We start from the raw sequence: 19,949 nt of genomic DNA, 5'->3' as shown, positions 1-19,949 counted from the left end.
CTACAGGTCCTTGGCTGAATATTTCAGCAAAATCTCTTCAACATCACCTATCTGTATCGGTTTGGCGAGATAGTCATCCATACCGGCGGAAAAGAATTCCTCTTTATCTCCGGCCATGGCGTAAGCGGTGCAGGCGATAATCGGAATGTCACTGTTTGAGGTTCCTGCATCGCCGGACCGGATACGTGAAGTAGTTTCAATTCCTCCCATATTCGGCATCTGAATATCCATAAATATCAAATCAAAAGTATCCTGCTCTCCATTAAGAGCTTCAATGACTTCATAACCATCACCGGCAACTGATACAGTGCAGCCTAATTTTTGCAGAAAACTCTTAAGGGTAAGCATATTTACTTTTTCATCTTCGGCTACAAGAACATTAAATTCTTTAATAAAATTATCGCCATCTTCCAAAAGGTCGTCCGCAACGGCGACACTCTGTTGAGGATCTTGAAATTCAATGCAAAAATAAATTGCTGTTCCAACCCCTAATTCACTGGTAATTGACAAGCTGCCGCCCATCAATTTTACAAGCTTCTTGACAATAGCAAGTCCAAGTCCAGCCCCCTCATAACTGCGGGTTCTGCTGTTATCTACCTGCGTAAAGGAATCAAAAATATTTTCCAGCTTATTGTCTGATATACCGATTCCCGAATCAGAAACGGAAAACAAAATTTTATGAAGACCGGGCTGGTTAACTTTCAGCGGAGAGACTTCCAGCACGACACTGCCGGCATCTGTAAATTTCAGGGCATTTCCGATCAGATTATTTAATATTTGATGTAACCGGTTGCTGTCACCTGATAATTTTTGAGGCAAATTGCCGGCCACATCAAAAATTAAATCAACATTTTTTTGAAGCGCGACCGGTTTAAACAAATAGTAGACAGAATTTAGAACTTCCCCCAAGTCGAATTCCACATTAATTATCTGTAGATTTCCAGCTTCGATCTTCGAGATATCAAGTACATCACTCAGCAGCCGGGTCAACCTTCTGCAGGATTCCATTGCAAAAGTACAATGCTCATCCTGCTCTGCCCGGAGTCCGCTGATCTGCATTAATTGCAGCATACCCATAATTCCGTTTAAAGGAGTCCTGACTTCATGAGACATGTTGGCGAGAAATTCCGACTTTGCGGTATTAGCCGCTTCCGCGCCCTGTTTTGCCGCGATCAATTTTTCCTCTACTTTCTTACGTTCAAGAATTAAGGAAATATTTTTGCTGAATAAGGAAAGGATATCTATATCTTCTTCCGACCAGTGACGATACGAATAGACCGCATCAAAGCCCACAAACCCCACAAGCTGATCGTTAAAATACATGGGTTCGATAAGAATCGACCATATGTCCTGCTCCGCAAGAATGGCTTTGTCCGGCAAATCGTCAGGCAACGCCGAAACATCAGGAATGTAATATGATTCTTTATTACATAGCTTTTCCCAAAGCAGTGTTTCAGGGTCCTGCAAATTAATATTCTGCAGGACATCAATCTGCGGTTCTATGTTTTCCGCGCACCATTCATGAGTATTATCGCAAACAGCTGAATTGCCGCGCATAAGGAATATATACGCCCGGCCCACTCCGGCGAATCGGCAGATATCCTCCAAAGATTTTGTCAGCCCCTCATCAATCTGATCGACTGAAAGATTAAGAAAGTCAGTCGCGATTTTACTTACCAGACTCTCAAATACTATGCGTTTAGCCAGTGAATTTTCTGCTTCCTTCCGTTTAGTGATATTTAGTACCGTAAACGAAACTCCCTGCGACCAGTCCGCTTGATTGAGCGGCTTTGAACTTAGAATGACATGTAAAATTTTACCATCCTTACGCTTAAACCTCGTCTCAACTGTTCCGGATCCTTTATCCTTGATCTGCGAATATTTGTATGAACTGACATAGTCATAATCCTCATCGCTTGGATATATCATCCGGGAAGACGAACCGATCAGTTCCGCCCTGGAATATCCTGTCATTTCGCAAAAGAAGTCATTAACTTCCTGAAAAACACGATCAGTCACCATCCCTATTCCGATTGGCGCGGCGGACAGGACAGTATTCAGCTGTGCTTCTCTGGCATACAGCAATCCTTTTGTTTTCCGATGTTTTTCTAAAAAAAGTGAATAAAAATAAAAACCGGAACCGGTAAATAAACCAAACAGGATCGGAGCAATAAACGATTTCAAAGGCATCGGCCAGCCCATAAGATATTTCTGGGCTGCGGAAAGCAGACATAGTAAAATAACCCCGCATAAGGCCGAGAGAACTAATCTTAAGACTGAATGCATAGATACTCCTGACTAAGCTATATCATTTATTAGCAGAAGACCTCAATACTAACCTAGTACCTTTTCCTTTCGTTGTATAAAAACAAGAAAGCCCCGGCAGTTTTCATGCCGGGGCTTCAGTATGACTCTTTTTTCTAAACCGGATACAGACCGGTACTTAGCGGCCTATCCTTTCATATTGGCAATGATGCCATCAAGTTCCTTTGCAAGGTCGGACATACGGCTGACTGCCTCCGCAGATTCGTTCATGGCCTGAGCGGTTTCACCGGCAATGGTATTGATCTGGCCGGTAGAGCGACTGATCTGTTCACTGGCCGCGGACTGCTCTTCTGATGCAGTGGCTATGGACCTGACCTGATCGGCGGTATCGGAAACCTTCTCGACAATCTCCTTCAAAATACTACCGGACTGATTGACCAACTCGGTCACGTCGCCAATATATCTATTGGACTTCTCGGTATTGGCGATATTCTTCTTAGTGCTTTCCTGAATACGCTTAATATATTCCCCGACATCATTTGTTGCATTCATTGTGCTTTCAGCAAGCTTGCGAACCTCATCTGCGACGACGGCAAAACCGCGACCGGCATCACCGGCCCGCGCTGCTTCGATGGCGGCATTCAATGCCAGCAGATTAGTCTGATCCGCGATGTCGCTGATCACGCCCATGATGTGACCGATGCCGTCGGCCTGCTGGCCGAGATCGGCCATATCGCTTTGCATCTGATCTGACTGGGCCCGAATAATTTCAATTGTTTTGACCGCCTGTATGACTTTCTCCTCACCTTCACCGGCTTTTTGCTGTGAAGCATCGGCCAATTCAGCGGCAACTGACGCGTTACGGGCAACTTCGAACACAGTTGAATTCATTTCATCCATAGCAGTGGCGGCTTCACTGGCCATAACCGATTGCTCTTCTGCACCGCGACTGGATTGCTCAACCTGCGCGGCCAACGCATCTGAAAAACTTGAAACCTGATTTGATACCTCAGTGGCGCTGGTGGCGGCCTCGGAAATCATGATGTTGTTTTCTTCAATTCTGCGCTGCTGTTCCCGAATTTCAGTCATATCGATCCAGATACTTACCGATCCGAGCATTTTCTTATCCATATCGTAGAAAGGAGTTGTGGAAATCATTACATTTTTATTTACTCCCTTGAGGGTAACATAATCCGATTCCTGCTGAATCCGACGTTCTTCCTCAATAGCTTTCTGCGATAGGGTCTTACGTGTCCGGTCTCTGTAAAAGAACTCGCCCGGATTCATGCCTACGACATCTTCCGGACTGAGCTCACTCTCAATTAATTCGCAAAGATGCGAGTTTGTCCATAGCATATTGTTATCGGGACCGACGATGGAACAGGGCAACACAAGTCCTTTAAGGACTCCCTCGGAGAAACCGAGTTTGTGTTTTATTTCCGCCACCATATGGGATATATTTTCAGAAAGATCTTTAAGTTCGCAGACGAACTTCCCGTTCAGCTCGGCATCAAAATTGCCTTGCGAAATATTGCTGGTAAAATCGCGAATTAATGCCATGGGCCCGGTCACCTGCTTGCGAATGGTGAAAATAATAACCACGACTAGAAGCAGAACCATGACAATACCCATACCGATCAACGCGTTACGCTGTTTGGTGGCCGCACGGGTTAAGTCCGAAACATAGGCGGACATGCAGACCACCCATCCGGTGGAGGGCACACGTTTAAAAACCTGAAATTTTGCTCTGCCTTCCCAATCATAATTCATGGTTCCCTCAGGGACCTCAAGAGTTTTCCTGATGAAGTCATAACTGGATAAGTTTTTGGCTATCAGTTTCTGATTCACCTTATGGGCAAGGATGCGTCCTTTGCCATCCAGAATATAGGGATACCCTTCTTCTCCTATGGCAATATTTCCGATCATGTTCTGTGCATATGCCTGCCAATCCACAGACATCAAATACGCACCCATCAGATTGCCCTGATCATCCCGTACCGGCACAGCCATAACGAGGATAAATTGGTCCTCCAGTACTGATTTTATGATGTCGGATACCGCAAATTCACTTCCGTTCAAAATCTCCTGCACATAGGCCCGGGAGTGCAAATCCGCACCTGCCGCGGACTGCCCGTTGGCTTTGATCCCGAAAACAATCTTTCCATCTGTATTACATGCAGCCAGCGTAGCCAATTTACTGTTCGTGCTCATCTTCTGCCGAAAATGATTCACGATGCCTTCCCGTGCATCTTCATCAGTAAACGCCTTCCGAAAATTTTCATTACTGGCGTAATCAACAAGGTCATTTCTGCAAAGATCCAGGAACTCTTCCACATCACTTACAATTTTATTATTCAACACATGCATGTTCTGCTCCTGGATATTCAGAACAGCTGAATTGGTCATAGAACTGACAACAACCACAAAAGCGAGGACCGAGACCGAGACTATTACTGTTATTATAATAGCCAAGACCGTATTTATACTTTTAAAATTCAAAACTAGCTCCCTAACTATCGTTTTTTAATTTGCCTAAAACAAATCAAACAAAGAATGTAATATTTATTTATATCAAGCCTATACGCCTGTTTAATTCAAAAAGCATTTATAATTTATACTCTTATTTGAGCATTCTCACACAAAAAAGCCCCCCACTGCGACAAGCAGTGAGGGGCTTTTACTTATTGATTTATTTGGATTTATTATAATCCTCCAACAGTCCGGTCATTTTATTTAGCAGCTCACCACGCTCCTGAGCAACTTTTTTCCACTTTTTCTTTTCACCTTTCAGGGCCTCAACGGTGTGAAGCAAATCCTGAATAGTGTTGGCAGGATAACCATGCTTGGCAAAACTTCCCTTGCGAAGCTCTTCATCATTTCTCTGGCGCAATGCGCGCAACTGACTGGCTGATAATATCATACTCATAAACTGTTAAGGGTTCCGGTCAGTACAAGTTACATCCTCAAAACCATCAACGCAAGCAATTACGAAAAGATAAAGTCCGGGGGAAAACTCCCCCGGACTTCATAATTTTTAATTTGTGGATGTGAACCGAACAGGCTTTAGCAGGCGCAGGATCTCTGGCTGTATTCGGTTCTTTCGCGATACTCTTCCTGTTTACCTTTATTCCAGCGGTTGACCGGACGGTAGTAGCCGACAATGCGGGTGTATACCTCGGCATCCTTGCCGCAATCTGGGCATTCAAAGTGTTCACCATAAATATAGCCGTGATCCTCGCAGACCGAAAAGGTCGGAGTAACCGAGATGTATGGAATCTTGGTGTTGGTCATGGCTTTGATGATAAAGTTTTTGAGTGCCTTGGTATCGGGAACCGCTTCACCAAGGAAGGTGTGGAAGACGGTACCGCCATTGTAAAGGGTCTGCAAATCGTTCTGGTGTTCCAGCGCGTAGACTACGTCTTCGGTAGAACCGACCGGCAGCAGGGTGGAGTTAGTGTAATAAGGAGTCTTGTCGCCGGAAGTATAGATATCGGCATAGAGATTCTTATCAATTTTTGCCAGACGGTAGCAGGTACCTTCACCCGGAGTGGCTTCAAGGTTGAAGAGGTTTTCGGTTTCTTCCTGAAACTCAACGGTCAGGTCGCGCAGGTGGTGCAGAACTCTCTGCATCAGGCGTGATCCTGAAGGGGTATCGATGCCTTTACCAAGCAGATTGTGGCAGGCTTCGTTACCACCAATCAGACCGATGGTTGAGAAATGTCCCTTGAAACCGTTCTTCAGGTAACGCTGAGAGAACGGGAACATGCCGTTCTCAAAGTTGGCGGAAACAAGCTTACGTTTGTACTCCAGAGAATCCTTGGCCAGAGTCGCATATTCGGAGATCAGATCAAGAAAATCTTCCTCACCCTGTGCGAGATATGCAAGCTTGGGCAGATTCAGGGTAACAACACCGATGGAACCGGTCAGGTCACCTGCTCCGAAAAGACCGCCGGTCTTCTTGCGAATCTCACGCAGGTCCATCTGGAGACGGCAGCACATGGAACGCACGTCTTCAGGATTGAGGTCGGAGTTGATGAAGTTCTGGAAGTAAGGAGCGCCGTACTTGGCGGTCATCTGCAGCAGAAGTTCACCCACTTCGCTTTCCCACGGAAAGTCCGGGGTGACGTTGTATGTAGGAATAGGAAAGGAGAAGATACGGCCGTCAGAATCACCTTCAAGCATGATTTCGACGAAGGCACGGTTGATCATTTCCATTTCTGCTTCATATTCACCGTATGTAGAATCCTGAAATTCACCGCCGATGATTACCGGTTCGCTGGCGATATGCTTGGGCGGAACCAGATCAAAAGTGAAGTTGGTAAACGGACTCTGACCGCCCCAGCGGGAGGTGGTATTCAGGTTGAAAATCAGCTTCTGCACGATCTGTTTTACGCGATCGTAATCCAGACCGTCATAACGGACGAAAGGCGCAAGATAGGTATCGACGTTGTTAAATGCCTGAGCACCAGCCCATTCATTCTGCAGGGTGCCGAGGAAGTTAACCATCTGACCGGTTACGGAATCAAAATGCTTGGCAGGACCGGAAGAACAACGGCCCTTGAGGCCGAAACCGTCCAGCAGCAGGTCACGCAGTGACCAGCCGGCGCAGTATCCTGCAAGGCCGAAGGAAAGGTCATGAATATGAAAATAGCCGTGCTCGTGGGCCAGCCTGATTTCTTCAGGATATTTTTCCAGGCAGTAACGGGCCTGAACAGCTCCTGACATGTGCAGCATCAGTCCCTGAAAGGAGTGCCCCATGTTGGAGTTTTCGTTCACCCGCCAGTCGGACCGGTCGAGATAACTTTCAATGGTACCGGCGATATCGAGGTATGTTTCATCCTGACGGCGCAGCTCGCGACGCTTTTCACGGTAAATGATGTAGCGTTCGGCAACAGAATAGAGACGATTTTCCATGAGTACCAGCTGAACCATATCCTGAACCATTTCCTGTTCAGGGACATCAACGTCAGCCAGTTTCTGCTCAACCTTGCGGCCGAGACGTTTACTCAGCAGGGGATCTTTAATTCCGCTGGCTTTGAGAGCTTTAAAAATAGCTTCAGAAATACGTTCTGTAGACCAGGACTCGAGACATCCGTCACGTTTGAGAATTTGTTTGGGCATTTAATTACCTGATAAAAATTTTGTCCGCACACATCACCGCCTGCGCCGAAAAAAGAGCGCAGAAAAGTCTGCAACCTCCCCAGATTGCAAGCCCACGGATGGACCGTGTCTTATGGTGGTGTGGCATTTAGGAGCAGGAGGCCCGGTAGGCGCATCCCGCAGGACTTTGAAACCGGAGAATCATCAAAAGCAATAATCTTCCGGTCAGTTTGAACCAACCTGCCGCGATGGACAGGTATGCTTCAGGCCGGGGTGCTGGCTCGGGGTACACCCATAAGGCTTCCCTGACAGCGGCAGAACCGCCCCGGATTCAAACCGGGTTCCCGTAAGATTCATTTCGATAATGCTCAGAAAGCGGAAATGAACTCCTGAAGTGATAACGACAAAAACAGTCTACCAGACTCGAAACAATCGTCAAGGCTCTCTAGACTTTTTCTTAATGGATCACCCGTCAGCCCTTGTCCGGCTTGCCTTAAAACTTATGGAACACGAGTTTTCCACAATTGTTCACAGCATGTTCAAAACCATTTAACATGCTGATTTAGAGATAAAATTATCTGAATCTGTAGCAAAAAAATTACCGGGCATAATTTTCAAAACGAAATATTTTTTTGATCTTTTGCAAGAACAGCTTGTTTTTGATTATGAGCATACGAACAAACCTTTTCCACATATGTTCATAAAATGTTCGTAAAGATAAACAAAAAGCAATGATCAAAAAGTGGCATTCATTTTATCTATACAGCCGAGCAAAATAGCTTTTTCCTCTTCTGAAAACTCTGAAGTCAGTTCTTCCGTAAGCCGCAGATGCAGTCTGTCGTGTTCCATGAACATTTTCTGCCCTTCTTCCGTCAATTCAACAAGAATAGAACGGCGGTCTGTCTGATGGGGCTTGCGGAAGACGAAATCTTTGTCCTCCAGCCGATCCACCAGCACAGTCAATGTACCGGTAGTAATGCCCATGTGCTGGGCCAGTTCCTTCATGCGCATAGCTTTATGGATACCAAGCACTTCAAGGGTATGCATCTGGGGCAGAGTCAGCCCCTTTTCCCGAACAACATCATGTTCCCATGATGAGAGCTTCTCATAAAATTCGATAACAGCATGGTTAAGCTTGTCGAGCACATCAGCCTCGTCTTTTATATGTTTGTATAGCTATAGATCGCAAAACAGATAGTCATGACTCCCGCAGTACGCATGACCAGCGGTTCCACCCAGCCCTGCTCCAGAGTACGAACAAATGATGCCGCCCGGTAAATAGCATAAATCACAGCAGCAAGGACAATAGCCGTACCCACAGCGTAACTGGCGAAGACCGCCGTTCCTTTTATGATACTGCCGGAATCAAGTGCGTACTTATACATGATAGCAACCGTGGGGCAAGGAACAATCATGTTCACAAACCCTATCGAAAACAGCCCCCACGAGGTAATGCTGCGCAACGATTTCTTTGAATTATGAGAACATGAACAACTATGCCTGTGGTCGTGGTGATGTTCATGGTCGTGGCCGTGCTCGTGCTCGTGCTCGTGCTCGTGATGGGGATGGTGCTCATGATCGTGGTCGTGACTATGCAAAAGTTCCGGTTTAAGAAGCAATATCCCGCCCAGCAAAACAAGAATAGCAATTGTAACCATATCCACGACATGAGTCAGCGATTCCGGTATGCTCAGCGAGATGGACCCCAGAGTCAGGCCGATAATCAGACAGGCCAGAGCGGTACCGGAAACAAATGCCGCTGTCAGCGAAAAAACCTTTCTGCCATTCTTCTCGCCATACACAAACGGCGCCAGAACCAGCCATGAATGACCGCAGGGATTGATCCCATGAATAAGTCCCAGAAAAAGACTGGATTGTATGGCTACTATAAATATTGAATCAAAATCCATTTTGAACCTCATATATTTTGTGTTTCAAACTAATCGTGTTTCAAAACATCTATCTTTGGTTTAGTTTGATTGTCAAGCTTCTTATAAAACAAACAAAAAAAAGACCCGCTCGAAATTAATCGCGCGGGTCTGCTTAAAGTCGTTGAAACGAGAAAAAGGAACTAACGTGCTATCCCGGCAAAGCTGCCGCGCAGTACATCCGCCAGATCCTGCGGGTTCAATTCAATATCCAAACCACGTTTACCACCGCTGACATAAATAGTTTCAAAAGCTTTCGCAGAATCATCAATCACCGTGGGCAGCAGCTTCTTCTGTCCCAAAGGACTTACCCCGCCGACCACGTATCCGGTGGTGCGTTCCACCAGCTTCACGTCAGCCATGGCTATTTTTTTAACCTTTACGGATTTGGCCAGCGCTTTAAGATCAAGCATTTTCATCACCGGAACTACGGCGACAAACAGATCGCGTCCGCTACCGGCAACCAGCGTTTTGAAAACCCTTTCCGGGTCAACACCAAGCTTCTCCGCAGCTTCCTTGCCATAAGCTTCTGCTGCCGGGTCATGCTCATATTCATGAACTTTGAAACAGATCTTCTTTTTTTTAGCTATATTAATTGCGGGTGTCATAGGCGTCTTTTACACAAACAGGACCGCAACTGACAACCACATAAACAGAAAAAAAACGCCCCGCAGCAAAATTCTACGGGGCGTTTGATATTACAACAGACTAGTTGCAGCTGAAATGCATGCTTAATCACCTTTAGGAGGGACAAAATTTTCAGCAGCAACACCGGGTACAGCTTCAACATAAATAGATTGTGAAGGGAATGCGAATGCGGTTCCGGCCTCAACTTCAACAATCTCTTTAATACGATAAGCCAGATCTTCCCTTATCTTCAGCCAGTCCATCCAGTTGGTGGTCTTGGTAAAGGCATAAAGTTGAAAATCTATCGATGAATCTCCGAACTGCACCACGCGCATAAAGCAGGAAACTTCAGGCGGCTTAGCATAATCATCATTGCCCAGAATGTATTCCATGACCCGTTCCTGAATGAGTTTCAACTGTTCTGTTGATGTGCGGTATTCCACACCTATCGTCCAGAGAATCCGCCTATGGGTCATCTTGGAAAAATTGATCAGGCAATTATCGGAAAGAGCGGAGTTCGGTACATAAACAGGGGCTTTATCAAACCTGCGGATGCGCGTGGAACGGAATCCTATGAATTCAACTGTCCCATCCACTTTACCGTCAACAGTAACCCAGTCTCCCACATCAAAACGGCTTTCAGCGATAATTGAAATACCGGCAATGATATTCTGAAAAAGATCCTTGGCACCGAGGGCAACAGCCACACTGAAAAGACCAAGCCCAGTAAGTATCGGACCGATATCTATCCCGAAAATCTCAAGGATGCTGGCCACACCCATAAGAACTATCAGGAACTTGACCAGTTTGATCAGCCAGTCCACTAGGGATGGGGTCAGTACTTTCTCAAGTTTGCGGAAAATTTTGGTGGAAACGGAAACAATATTAAAAGCAGACCAGAAAATCACGAACAGGATTAACGCCCTAATTATGCTATCTGCAAATATCGCTATGGAAGGCTGCAACTCCAGACACTGATTCGCAAAAAAAAGACCGAGAACCACCGGGATAAAACGGATAGGCTCCGCAAGAGCTCTAAGAACACTGCCCCCGGCCTGTGTATCATGCTTATCAAAAATATTCTGCAACCGGTTCATGGTAAATTTAGTAAGAAACCGCCGCAAAAGGAGAAAAAATAAAAGGACAGCAACGGCCTGCCCGAGATTGATCAGATTATCCTGCGGTATTCCGTTCTGCCAGACATTCAACCCAAATTCTTTGATCTTTTCAAACCAATCGAACAGGGTGGCGTGGTTTACTTCCGCGATTTGTTGAGTGGCATTATCCATATGAGCTCCCGACTTTAAGGTTCGATATTAAACAGACAGTAACAAAGCCGGTGCAACTGTCAATGCAGCAAAAAAATTTTCACAAAAAAATAATTCGGACAGGATCAGCGGTACGTCTTTAATTTCATTTAAGTACCATCAAAGTAGCACTGCTGCGCGAAACCATCCTGCCCTGATCATCACGAACTACGCTGTCCACGATAATCAATGTACGCCCACGCTTGAAGACAGTTGACTCCGCGGTAAGCATCCCTTTGGAAGCCGGAGCGAGAAAATTATTCTTAAGCTCGACGGTGACCATATCTTCACCGGGAGCGAGGGTAGTCATAACCGCATGGGCCGCAGCCTCGCTGGAAAGAGCTATGGACAATCCTCCCTGAATATTCCCTGCCCCCTGCAGGAATTCGGGCCGTATTTCCATACTTAACCGCGCAAAACCGTCCTTAACTTCCTCTACCCTTATTCCCATGAAATCAAGAAAGGGATTCTCCGGAACTTCACCTGCAGCCAGTTTCTTCAGATATAATTCATAATCAGCCATTGAAACTTTTACCCTGTATATACCCAACATTAAAATTCATATCTACCCCGGGACAAGTACGCTGACAGGTTCGGTCACCCCTACTTTATGGGCAAACATATTGATGCGGTCTATCTTTCCTTTGTCCAGCTCAAGACTCTTTCTAAGGAGCATAGCGCCCTTATCGGACAAAATGTCTTCGTAAAGAATCATTCCCGGCTTAAGTTCCTTTATAGTAAGCGACTCAACTTCATAGCGGGCCTCAACGCCAAGCATTCCTTCAATATAATAAAGCAGCTCGGGGTCATATTCCTGAGATTGCTCTTCAAGCTTGGCAAAAGCCAGACGTGAATTTTCATACTGCTGCAGAAAAAGATCGTAATCAAGGGCGATGCGAAGTATTCTTCCTCCGACCGGGATATCCTCGCCTTCAACACCGTCCCGGGGAGTTCCTGAACCGTCAAAGCCCTTCAACTGATAAGAGATCATTTCGGCAATGCTCTCCATTCTGGGCAGTTTCGCGACCAGATCCTGGGCCACAACAGGATGCATTTCAAAAATCTGCTCCTGCTCGTCGGACAACGTCTTTCCAGCCAGAAACATGTCCATGGTTCCGGGCGGGAGTATAAGCAGCCCAAGCTGTGAAAGCATCGCCGCGATATCATATCTCCAGAGAGATTTAATACCTTTCTTCTGCGCCAGATACCTTACATATCTCCTGATCCTGCTGACCCTTTCCGCGGCCTCGGGATTCACTAGCGAGGTTATCTCGGTCAGCAGTTCTACACTGCCTTTAAGAGTCTTTTCCAGTAAAATTCTTTTGCCTGTAATAAGGTCGTACTGTTCCGCGGCTTCCTTGATATTTTTAAGTAGTGTCTCTTTTTCACACGGTTTGGTCAGGAATCTGAAGACATGCCCGTCGTTAACGGCTCCTATGGCATTGTCCAGATCGGCATATCCGGTGAGAATCATACGGGTTGTTTCAGGACTTTTTAATTTTACTTCTTTCAAAAAATCTATACCGGACATCTGCGGCATCCGGTAATCGGAAATAACCACAGCGAAAGGGTGCTTCCTATCGAGTCCCGCAAGGGCTTTTTCAGGATCTTCAGCGGTATGGACTTCATAGCTTCCTCGAAGCTGTCTCTTCAATGAAGACAATATATTAGGCTCATCATCAACCAAAAGAATTCGATGTTTCATCCACACCACCTATTGCCTTAAAAGGTTGATCAGCCCCTTATCGAGGACATTAAATTCAGTTATACCGCTCCAGTTATCCGCGATGTGAGCAACCCACTCTTCCAGCTTTTCCACACCGCCTTCGCTCAGAATATCCTTACTTACCATAACCCTGCGGTAGTTTTCATGAATTATTATACATTGATGATCAATCATATTCGCCACCGAGACAATCATGGGAGTGCTCATATCCTTTTTGGCATATGTATGATGATAGCCTATGCCATAAACAACATCACCGCTCATTCCCCATAAACCCATCAGGTATGCTCCCACCTGCGCATGAGTTGTACCGAAAACTTCCATTTCGGCTTTATAGACAGAGATGTCCTCTCTGGTTACCAGCTCGATAACACCATTATATCTCTTAGGAAATGAATTAGCCAAAACCAGTTTACCTACATCGTGCAGCAGTCCGGCCATACGGGCACGGACAACTTCATCTCTCGTCAATCCTTCATATTCGGCAATCATCCGTGCAATATTTGAGACCCTGAAACTATGCTCCCAGAGCATGGTCAGTGAAAAATCAGAAAGAGAATCAAAGTCGTACATGGAAAAAAGATGTGTTCCGACGATGAGAGCATTGATTGTATCAAGACCGAGCAGCGTAATGGCCTGAAAAATGGACTCCACATGCTGGGGTAACCCGAAGTAAGGAGAATTGATAAGTTTTATTATTTTTGCCACCAATCCGACATCCATAGATATCAATTCGGCAATTTTCTTTATTGAAGGCTCCGGTAAAGCAAGCTCGTCCTCTATGGATTTAAAAACATTCGGGAGTACCGGCAACGATTCAATTTCCGTTACCAATTCCTGCATTACCGCGTCGCCAAGTATATCGCGCGACTTCAGGGCCCCCTCAATTTTATCGACAAGCGCTGAGGATTCACAAGGCTTGGACAGATATTGATGAACAGAACGGATACTGCGCACAACTTCGCTAAGCCCGACCTGCCCGGACAGCGCTATTCTTATAGTTTTGTGGTAATCCTTCTTAACCCTGTCCAGAAGCTCGGCGCCGTCCATATTAGGCATTAGAATATCGGAAACGATCACATCGAAAGGCTCTTCCTCGAACAAGGCGAGAGCCTCTTTGCCAGAACCCACGAAAGCCATTTCCCACTCATTTCGCTTAGACCGGAGAATGCGCTTTATTGAGGCAAGGACATTGGCTTCATCATCTACAAAAATAACCCTGATTCGCTTTCTGCTTTTCGACATTTAATTGATCTCATGATTTTAAATAAAAGTTTTCCGAAGCTCATCCAAACACAACAAACTCATTGAGACCCTTCATAAAAAGCATGTATAGTGCTAGATTAATTTTTAACATACGATCCATACACCTTAAAATCAACGGTTTGTGGAAAAAACATATACTAGGAAGTATTCCATGCCAGATCGAAATAAAAGACTGATGATCCTTGCCGTATTAATGGTTTTGACCGCAGCCACTGTATCCTACACAACCTCGAACCTTTTATACAAAACAGCCCTGAACGAACAAAAACGAGACCTGTATGATCTGGTTCAGAGTCAGGCTATTCTTGCAGGCACAATTCTGAACCACTATTCCGACATGGGAAAGCATCAGAATATCACCAACGATATGAATGATGCCATAAAAATGATCGGAAAAAGCCAGGCCAAACTTGAAAGCAAGAGAAAAAATCGTGAGTTTGTGTTCGGGGTCAATGTGTCTGGCAAGCTTAAATATCTGGTAATAGACGGAAAAGAAGTTTCCGTACCTTCCGGTTCGGATGGAAAAGATTCCGGCTTCGGATTTCTGGAAAAGATGTATAAAGCCGACAAAAAGGACCCGGCTATAGTTGTAGGAACGGATTCACAGGGCAAAGTAATTATGACCGCTTATGCTCCTGTGAGTGTGGGGAAAATTTCGCTGGGGATGGTCATTAAGAAAGATATATATGAGGTGAAAAAGCCCTTCATGAGAACTAATGCCGTTGTCTTCACGGTCAGTCTGGGCATAATCATGCTGGGCCTGTTTATCTTTCATAGATTCAGCAGCCCGCTTTTGAAATCCGTAGAGCAGATAGAAAAAGAACATCAGGGCCTTATTAAAAAACTTGAGGAGAGCAGGAAATGGTACAAAAGCATTTTTGAGAACGCACCGGTTGGAATTCTATGTCTCAACCGAAGAGGCGAAGTGAATGACTGTAATAAAAACATGGTTTTGATTCTGGGGACAACCCATGAAAAACTGATAGGATTCAACAAAAACGACATTATCGATGCTGACATGCGCGAAGCCATTGAACAGGCGATAAGCGGCGAACGCGCTGTTTATGAAGGAGAATACACATCCGTTACAGGCCAAAAAAAAACATTCATAAGGGCAGTATACAACCCGACCCTTCATGATGAACCGCCTTATAGTGTAGTCGCTACATTTGAGGATATTTCGCTAAGTAAAAAAATAGAAAAGGAACTGGCCGAAAGCGAACGGCGTTTTAAAAGTATTGCAAAAGCAGCCCCCGTGGGAATCATCATCACCGACTTTGCCGGTAATTCCCAGTACGCAAACAGCCGCGCTGTCCAGCTCTGTGATTCAACATTTGAAAAGATGAGGGGAGACAGCTGGACCCATTCGCTGGAAGAAGATGACAAATCCCTTGTTTTTCAACACTGGTTTCAAGCCGACCATATAACAACCGACAGCCTGGAATTCCAGATACACTGGAAGGACAGAGGAACTCGCTGGGTGCTGGGGCAAATAGTGAAAGTGGAAGAAATAGAAGGAGAAAAGCCTGAGTATGTTATAACCATGACTGATATTACTCCGATAAAAGACGCCGAGCTTGAGCATAAAAAGGCTTCCGCAATAATGGATCAGACCGCAGAAGCGATTATGATTACCGATACGTCCGGGATCATTACTTATGTAAATCCAGCCTTTGAAAAAATCAGCGGCTACCCTAGCCGTGAAATAATCGGGAAAAAACCCGGTATCATCAGCAGCGAAGAACACGACAACTCCGTTTACGTGAAGCTGTGGTCGACAATCGAGAGCGGAGAGGTCTGGAAAGGACGGCTGGTCAATCTGGACAGTGACGGCAAAAGATATACGCAGGAAACAACAATTACCCCGATACGCGATGAAGCCGGGAATATTGTTAACTATGTGTCCATCGCAAGAGATATTACTCAGCAGTTGGTTATCGAAGCACAGCTTCGTCAGGCTCAGAAACTTGAATCAATAGGGGAACTGGCCGCGGGGATAGCGCATGAAATCAATACTCCCACCCAATACGTGACCACAAATGTGAAATTCCTTGAAGACGGCTTTATTGAATTGGTAAAAAATCTGAAAAAGATAACCCCGTGGCGCAAAATGACCGCGCAAGGTGCCACCGCTAAGCAACTAGAAGAGCTCGACAGTGAATTGATAAATGAAGAGGAATTGGAGTATCTGGAAGAAGACATACCGAACGCAATAAAAGAATCATTGGAAGGACTGCATAGAATCGCGGAGATAGTTCGATCAGTGAAACAGTTATCTCACCCCGGCGAAAGGCAAAAAAGTTATCACGACCTTAATGTAATCATAAAGGATGCGGTTACAGTCTCCACCAACGAATGGAAGTACGTTGCGGATGTAGATACCGACTTCGATGAGAATATACCGCCGCTACATTGCCTGAAAGGAGAACTGGGGCAGGTCTTTCTCAACCTCATTGTAAATAGTGCTCACGCTATTCAACAAAAACTGGACGGAGTGACGGAAGAAAAAGGTCTGATCAGCATAAAAACCAGTCAGAATGATGATTCAGCTATCATTTTAGTCACGGATACCGGCAGCGGTATGTCTCCAGAGGTCATAAAAAAAGCCTTCGATCCCTTTTTTACAACCAAAGAGATAGGCAAAGGAACCGGGCAGGGACTGGCTATAGCTTACAATGTAATTGTTAACATCCACAAAGGCAGTATTGTAATTGATTCCGAAGAGGGGGCAGGAACCACGATAACCATGACACTGCCCATTAATACTGATGTATAGCGATATCTCTCTTTGCCGGAAAATCGAGTCAACTTTCTGATTGTGTTAAACACATCATAGCCTTAAATATTGTGTAAGGAGTTTAAGGCTATGAGAAAGATGCTCGTGATAACCCGTGATGTGAACAAATCCGATAGAATAGGCGCTCTGGTTGACCAGATCGGAGAAGTTCTGACAGAGACATCCACCGAATATTCAATTCCGGGAGATTCCCGCGGGGTTGAGACGCTTTTTGTGGATGTGGAATCCCTGCTCGAGAAAGACAAGAACATGACCGGAGCCCTTACGGAGCTGTGTAGGCATTACCCTGCGGCAGCAATTGTGGTGATGGCTGGTGAGGATCAGACCAAATTAGCCGTAGATGCCGTCAAGGCAGGGGCTTTTGATTACCTTACACATCCCATTGGTAAGGAAGAGCTCGGATTAATCATGGAAAAAATTCGTGAATCCGATGTGCTCCAATCAGAGCTTGACTATCTGAGGGGACAATTCTGGAACGAAGATTCACTCAAATATGTCGACACCCGCAGTAAATCCATGAAGGATGTGTTCGCGAAAATTCGTCAAGTGGCAGGTACGCGAACGACAGTACTTCTTACCGGGGAAACAGGAACCGGAAAAAGCCTTATAGCCAAACTCGTTCACGCCCACAGCAACCGCAAGGATATGCCTTTCATCAGCATTCACTGCGGAGCCATACCCGACTCCCTTGTAGAAAGTGAACTGTTCGGACACGAAAAAGGAGCATTCACCGGAGCCATCCGCCGTAAGCTTGGCAAATTTGAACTGGCCCACGGCGGGACTATTTTTCTTGATGAAATCGGCACCGTCAGCCAGTCCGTACAGGTCAAACTGCTGAATGTAATTCAGGAACGTATTATCCAGCGTGTCGGGGGGGAAAACGACCTGCCCATTGATGTCCGCATCATAGCCGCAACCAATGAAGATATGGGCCAACTCTGCGAAGAGGGGAAATTTCGTCGCGACCTATTCTACAGACTGAACGTTTTTCCGATCCGCATTCCCTCTCTGAAGGAACGACCAGAAGATATTCCCCGCCTGTCGGAAGGATTCATAAGACAGTTTAACGGTCAGCTAAACACCGAGATCAAAGGCATTCACCCTCAAGTTCTGGATACCCTGCTGGAGTATGACTGGCCCGGCAACATCCGCGAACTTGAAAATGTAATCGAACGTGCCTGCATCCTTGAAACCGGAAACATCCTCCAGCCGGACAGCTTTCCACCGGATCTTTTGGACACTCAGGGAGAGGTGGTCACATCACCGGTAAAAACAAACCTGCCCCTTAAAGAGGCACGGCAGATAACTGTCGATAAATTTGAAAAGCAATACCTTTCAAGCCTGCTTGAGCAATGCAACGGAGTGATCAAGGCAGCGGCGGAAAAAGCCGACATAACCACTCGCCAATTAAATAAATTGATGAATCGACACGGCCTCAAGCGAAGCGACTTCAAAAAAAAGAAATAAAAATTCTCACCCGCACAAAAACAAGAACTAAAGATTCTTACTCACTCATAATACATTAAAATATAAGCAATATATTCTGAAAGAAAGAAAACCAATCTGCCATATGGCAGGTTGGTTTTTTATTTTTTCAAGCTCTTCCATGCAAATAAGAATCGAAAGTTCCTATTTAATCGCTCACACGAAAAATTAGTAAATAATAACAAATAGTTAAAATATGGCATCACTCATGCTTTAGGAGTTGAATCTAAATAGTTTGAGGAACCATGAAAAATACAAACATACCTGACCGAAATAATCTCTCCACAATCCGGGGAACGGTTCTCCCCGCACAATGGAATGCCCGTTTTGAGATAACCGGCATTCTGATCGCCTGCCGGGATGAAAGAGAGGTTCGTGTCGGTAATTTTGAGTGTTTTCCGACCTTGCGTAACTTTTCGCAGCAGGAAGCCATTTTCACAGGCTTTATAGAAAATAAAGATGGGGTGGAATCCATCCTGCTGGAAAGTTTCAAACCGATTTAAAAGGATAAAAGCTGGGATAAAAAACGGCTTAAATGCATAAGCCGGCATTCCGGGCTTGATCCGCAACAACTGCAACAAAGGCTGTAGAACAATGATTCAACAAGACATGGACAACTCTGTAACAACACAAGAAGTCGAAATATCTGCAGGAATATCACCGGACAATGTTGAGGAAATATTAAGCATGATCGGTGCCAGCGGACTTTTCTCACCTGATGAAATGGCCTCTGCCGAATCTCTGGCATGGGACAGCGCATACGGGGACGGCTCCGGACCTGAAACATTTCTCAAAGCGACTGTAACTGAAGAAGGGCAAGAGACAATCATCGGTTTCATATGCTTCGGGCCCATCCAATTCTGGCCGGGGGACTATGAACTATACGCTCTAGCTGTTGATCCGCAGTTTCAACGTCTTGGAATAGGTTCCGCCCTCTTATCCGAAATGCGCGAGATTATTTCATATGAAGGCGGCAACAGGATTTTTCTGGAAACGAAACCGGGCCGTGCTTTTGAATCAGCACGCATATTTTGCGAAGCGAACTACTTTGTCCATGAACAGCGGTACATGAAACAGTTGGTTCCTGAAAACGGAGGCTTGGTCTACCGCTACGACCTAGCCACTGAAAACGCTGAAGATCAGCACCAATAACCACGGGGGGGAATATGGGCACCGAGACATATCAGGACTCGCTGTACGGACAGATTCTTCCATCAAGCTGGGACGAAGATATCGTTTCCGAAATCGTTCTGCTTGTGGACGGAGAAGAGGAATTCAACATCGAAAACGATGAATTCAGCAAAATACTCTCAAACTATATTGATAGATGGGTCAGCGTGCAGGGACTCATAACTGAAGATGAAGAAGAAATTCGCATCAAAATACACAACTACACTCTTGAAGACGAGATGAATTTCGGAGGTGACGATACATGGTAAAAGGAAGTG

16 protein-coding genes and 1 riboswitch are annotated in these 19,949 nt (G+C 45.5%); of the genes, 5 read left to right on the top strand and 11 right to left on the bottom strand.

Annotated features, from left to right (window positions below; all coding sequences use genetic code 11):
* The 11 genes from ACKU35_RS05040 to ACKU35_RS04990 all read right to left on the bottom strand — a co-directional run bounded on the left by ACKU35_RS05040 (nt 1) and on the right by ACKU35_RS04990 (nt 14,198).
* Nucleotides 1–2,286, bottom strand: a complete 2,286-nt coding sequence (locus ACKU35_RS05040) for an ATP-binding protein (protein ID WP_319763751.1) — start codon at nt 2,284–2,286, stop codon at nt 1–3.
* Nucleotides 2,287–2,451: 165 nt separating this feature from the next.
* Nucleotides 2,452–4,764, bottom strand: coding sequence for a methyl-accepting chemotaxis protein (locus tag ACKU35_RS05035; protein WP_319763749.1), 2,313 nt, complete (start codon nt 4,762–4,764; stop codon nt 2,452–2,454).
* Between the two features lie 190 nt (nt 4,765–4,954).
* Complete coding sequence (locus ACKU35_RS05030; RefSeq protein ID WP_319765353.1) at nt 4,955–5,185, bottom strand: hypothetical protein; 231 nt, start codon at nt 5,183–5,185, stop codon at nt 4,955–4,957.
* A 143-nt stretch (nt 5,186–5,328) separates the two neighbouring features.
* The gene (locus ACKU35_RS05025; RefSeq protein ID WP_319763747.1) at nt 5,329–7,386 is read right to left on the bottom strand and encodes a ribonucleoside triphosphate reductase; all 2,058 of its coding nucleotides are present in this window, start codon (nt 7,384–7,386) and stop codon (nt 5,329–5,331) included.
* A 227-nt stretch (nt 7,387–7,613) separates the two neighbouring features.
* Nucleotides 7,614–7,773: riboswitch (cobalamin riboswitch) on the bottom strand.
* Nucleotides 7,774–8,100: 327 nt separating this feature from the next.
* Nucleotides 8,101–8,511 carry a MarR family transcriptional regulator gene (locus ACKU35_RS05020; RefSeq protein ID WP_319763745.1) on the bottom strand — a complete coding sequence of 137 codons (411 nt, stop codon included), beginning with the start codon at nt 8,509–8,511 and terminating at the stop codon, nt 8,101–8,103.
* Between the two features lie 14 nt (nt 8,512–8,525).
* Nucleotides 8,526–9,275: a sulfite exporter TauE/SafE family protein gene (locus ACKU35_RS05015; protein WP_319763743.1), complete on the bottom strand. Its 750-nt coding sequence runs from the start codon at nt 9,273–9,275 to the stop codon at nt 8,526–8,528.
* A gap of 161 nt (nt 9,276–9,436) precedes the next feature.
* Entirely contained in the window at nt 9,437–9,901 is a 465-nt protein-coding gene (gene ybaK, locus ACKU35_RS05010; protein WP_319763741.1) for a Cys-tRNA(Pro) deacylase, read from the bottom strand.
* A 123-nt stretch (nt 9,902–10,024) separates the two neighbouring features.
* Nucleotides 10,025–11,209, bottom strand: coding sequence for a mechanosensitive ion channel family protein (locus tag ACKU35_RS05005; RefSeq protein ID WP_319763739.1), 1,185 nt, complete (start codon nt 11,207–11,209; stop codon nt 10,025–10,027).
* 124 nt (nt 11,210–11,333) lie between these two features.
* Nucleotides 11,334–11,750, bottom strand: coding sequence for a PaaI family thioesterase (locus ACKU35_RS05000; protein WP_319763737.1), 417 nt, complete (start codon nt 11,748–11,750; stop codon nt 11,334–11,336).
* Between the two features lie 42 nt (nt 11,751–11,792).
* A complete protein-coding gene (locus ACKU35_RS04995) occupies nt 11,793–12,932 on the bottom strand; it encodes an HD domain-containing phosphohydrolase (protein ID WP_319763735.1) in 1,140 nt (379 codons plus the stop codon).
* 9 nt (nt 12,933–12,941) lie between these two features.
* Nucleotides 12,942–14,198: a response regulator gene (locus ACKU35_RS04990; protein ID WP_319763734.1), complete on the bottom strand. Its 1,257-nt coding sequence runs from the start codon at nt 14,196–14,198 to the stop codon at nt 12,942–12,944.
* Between the two features lie 172 nt (nt 14,199–14,370).
* Here ACKU35_RS04990 and ACKU35_RS04985 point away from each other — a divergent pair, with 172 nt between their 5' ends.
* From ACKU35_RS04985 to ACKU35_RS04965, 5 genes are all read left to right on the top strand, one after another.
* Nucleotides 14,371–16,995 carry a PAS domain S-box protein gene (locus ACKU35_RS04985; RefSeq protein WP_319763732.1) on the top strand — a complete coding sequence of 875 codons (2,625 nt, stop codon included), beginning with the start codon at nt 14,371–14,373 and terminating at the stop codon, nt 16,993–16,995.
* Between the two features lie 90 nt (nt 16,996–17,085).
* Entirely contained in the window at nt 17,086–18,483 is a 1,398-nt protein-coding gene (locus tag ACKU35_RS04980; protein WP_319763730.1) for a sigma-54 dependent transcriptional regulator, read from the top strand.
* Nucleotides 18,484–18,746: 263 nt separating this feature from the next.
* Complete coding sequence (locus ACKU35_RS04975; protein ID WP_319763728.1) at nt 18,747–19,004, top strand: hypothetical protein; 258 nt, start codon at nt 18,747–18,749, stop codon at nt 19,002–19,004.
* Nucleotides 19,005–19,095: 91 nt separating this feature from the next.
* Nucleotides 19,096–19,653, top strand: coding sequence for a GNAT family N-acetyltransferase (locus ACKU35_RS04970; RefSeq protein ID WP_319763726.1), 558 nt, complete (start codon nt 19,096–19,098; stop codon nt 19,651–19,653).
* A 14-nt stretch (nt 19,654–19,667) separates the two neighbouring features.
* Nucleotides 19,668–19,940, top strand: a complete 273-nt coding sequence (locus ACKU35_RS04965; RefSeq protein WP_319763724.1) for a hypothetical protein — start codon at nt 19,668–19,670, stop codon at nt 19,938–19,940.
* Nucleotides 19,941–19,949 lie beyond the last annotated feature (9 nt).

It is taken from the genome of Maridesulfovibrio sp., from assembly GCF_963676065.1.
Classification (GTDB): Bacteria; Desulfobacterota; Desulfovibrionia; order Desulfovibrionales; family Desulfovibrionaceae; genus Maridesulfovibrio.
Note: the sequence above shows the minus strand (reverse complement) of the source record. Positions and strands in the feature narration are given on the sequence as shown.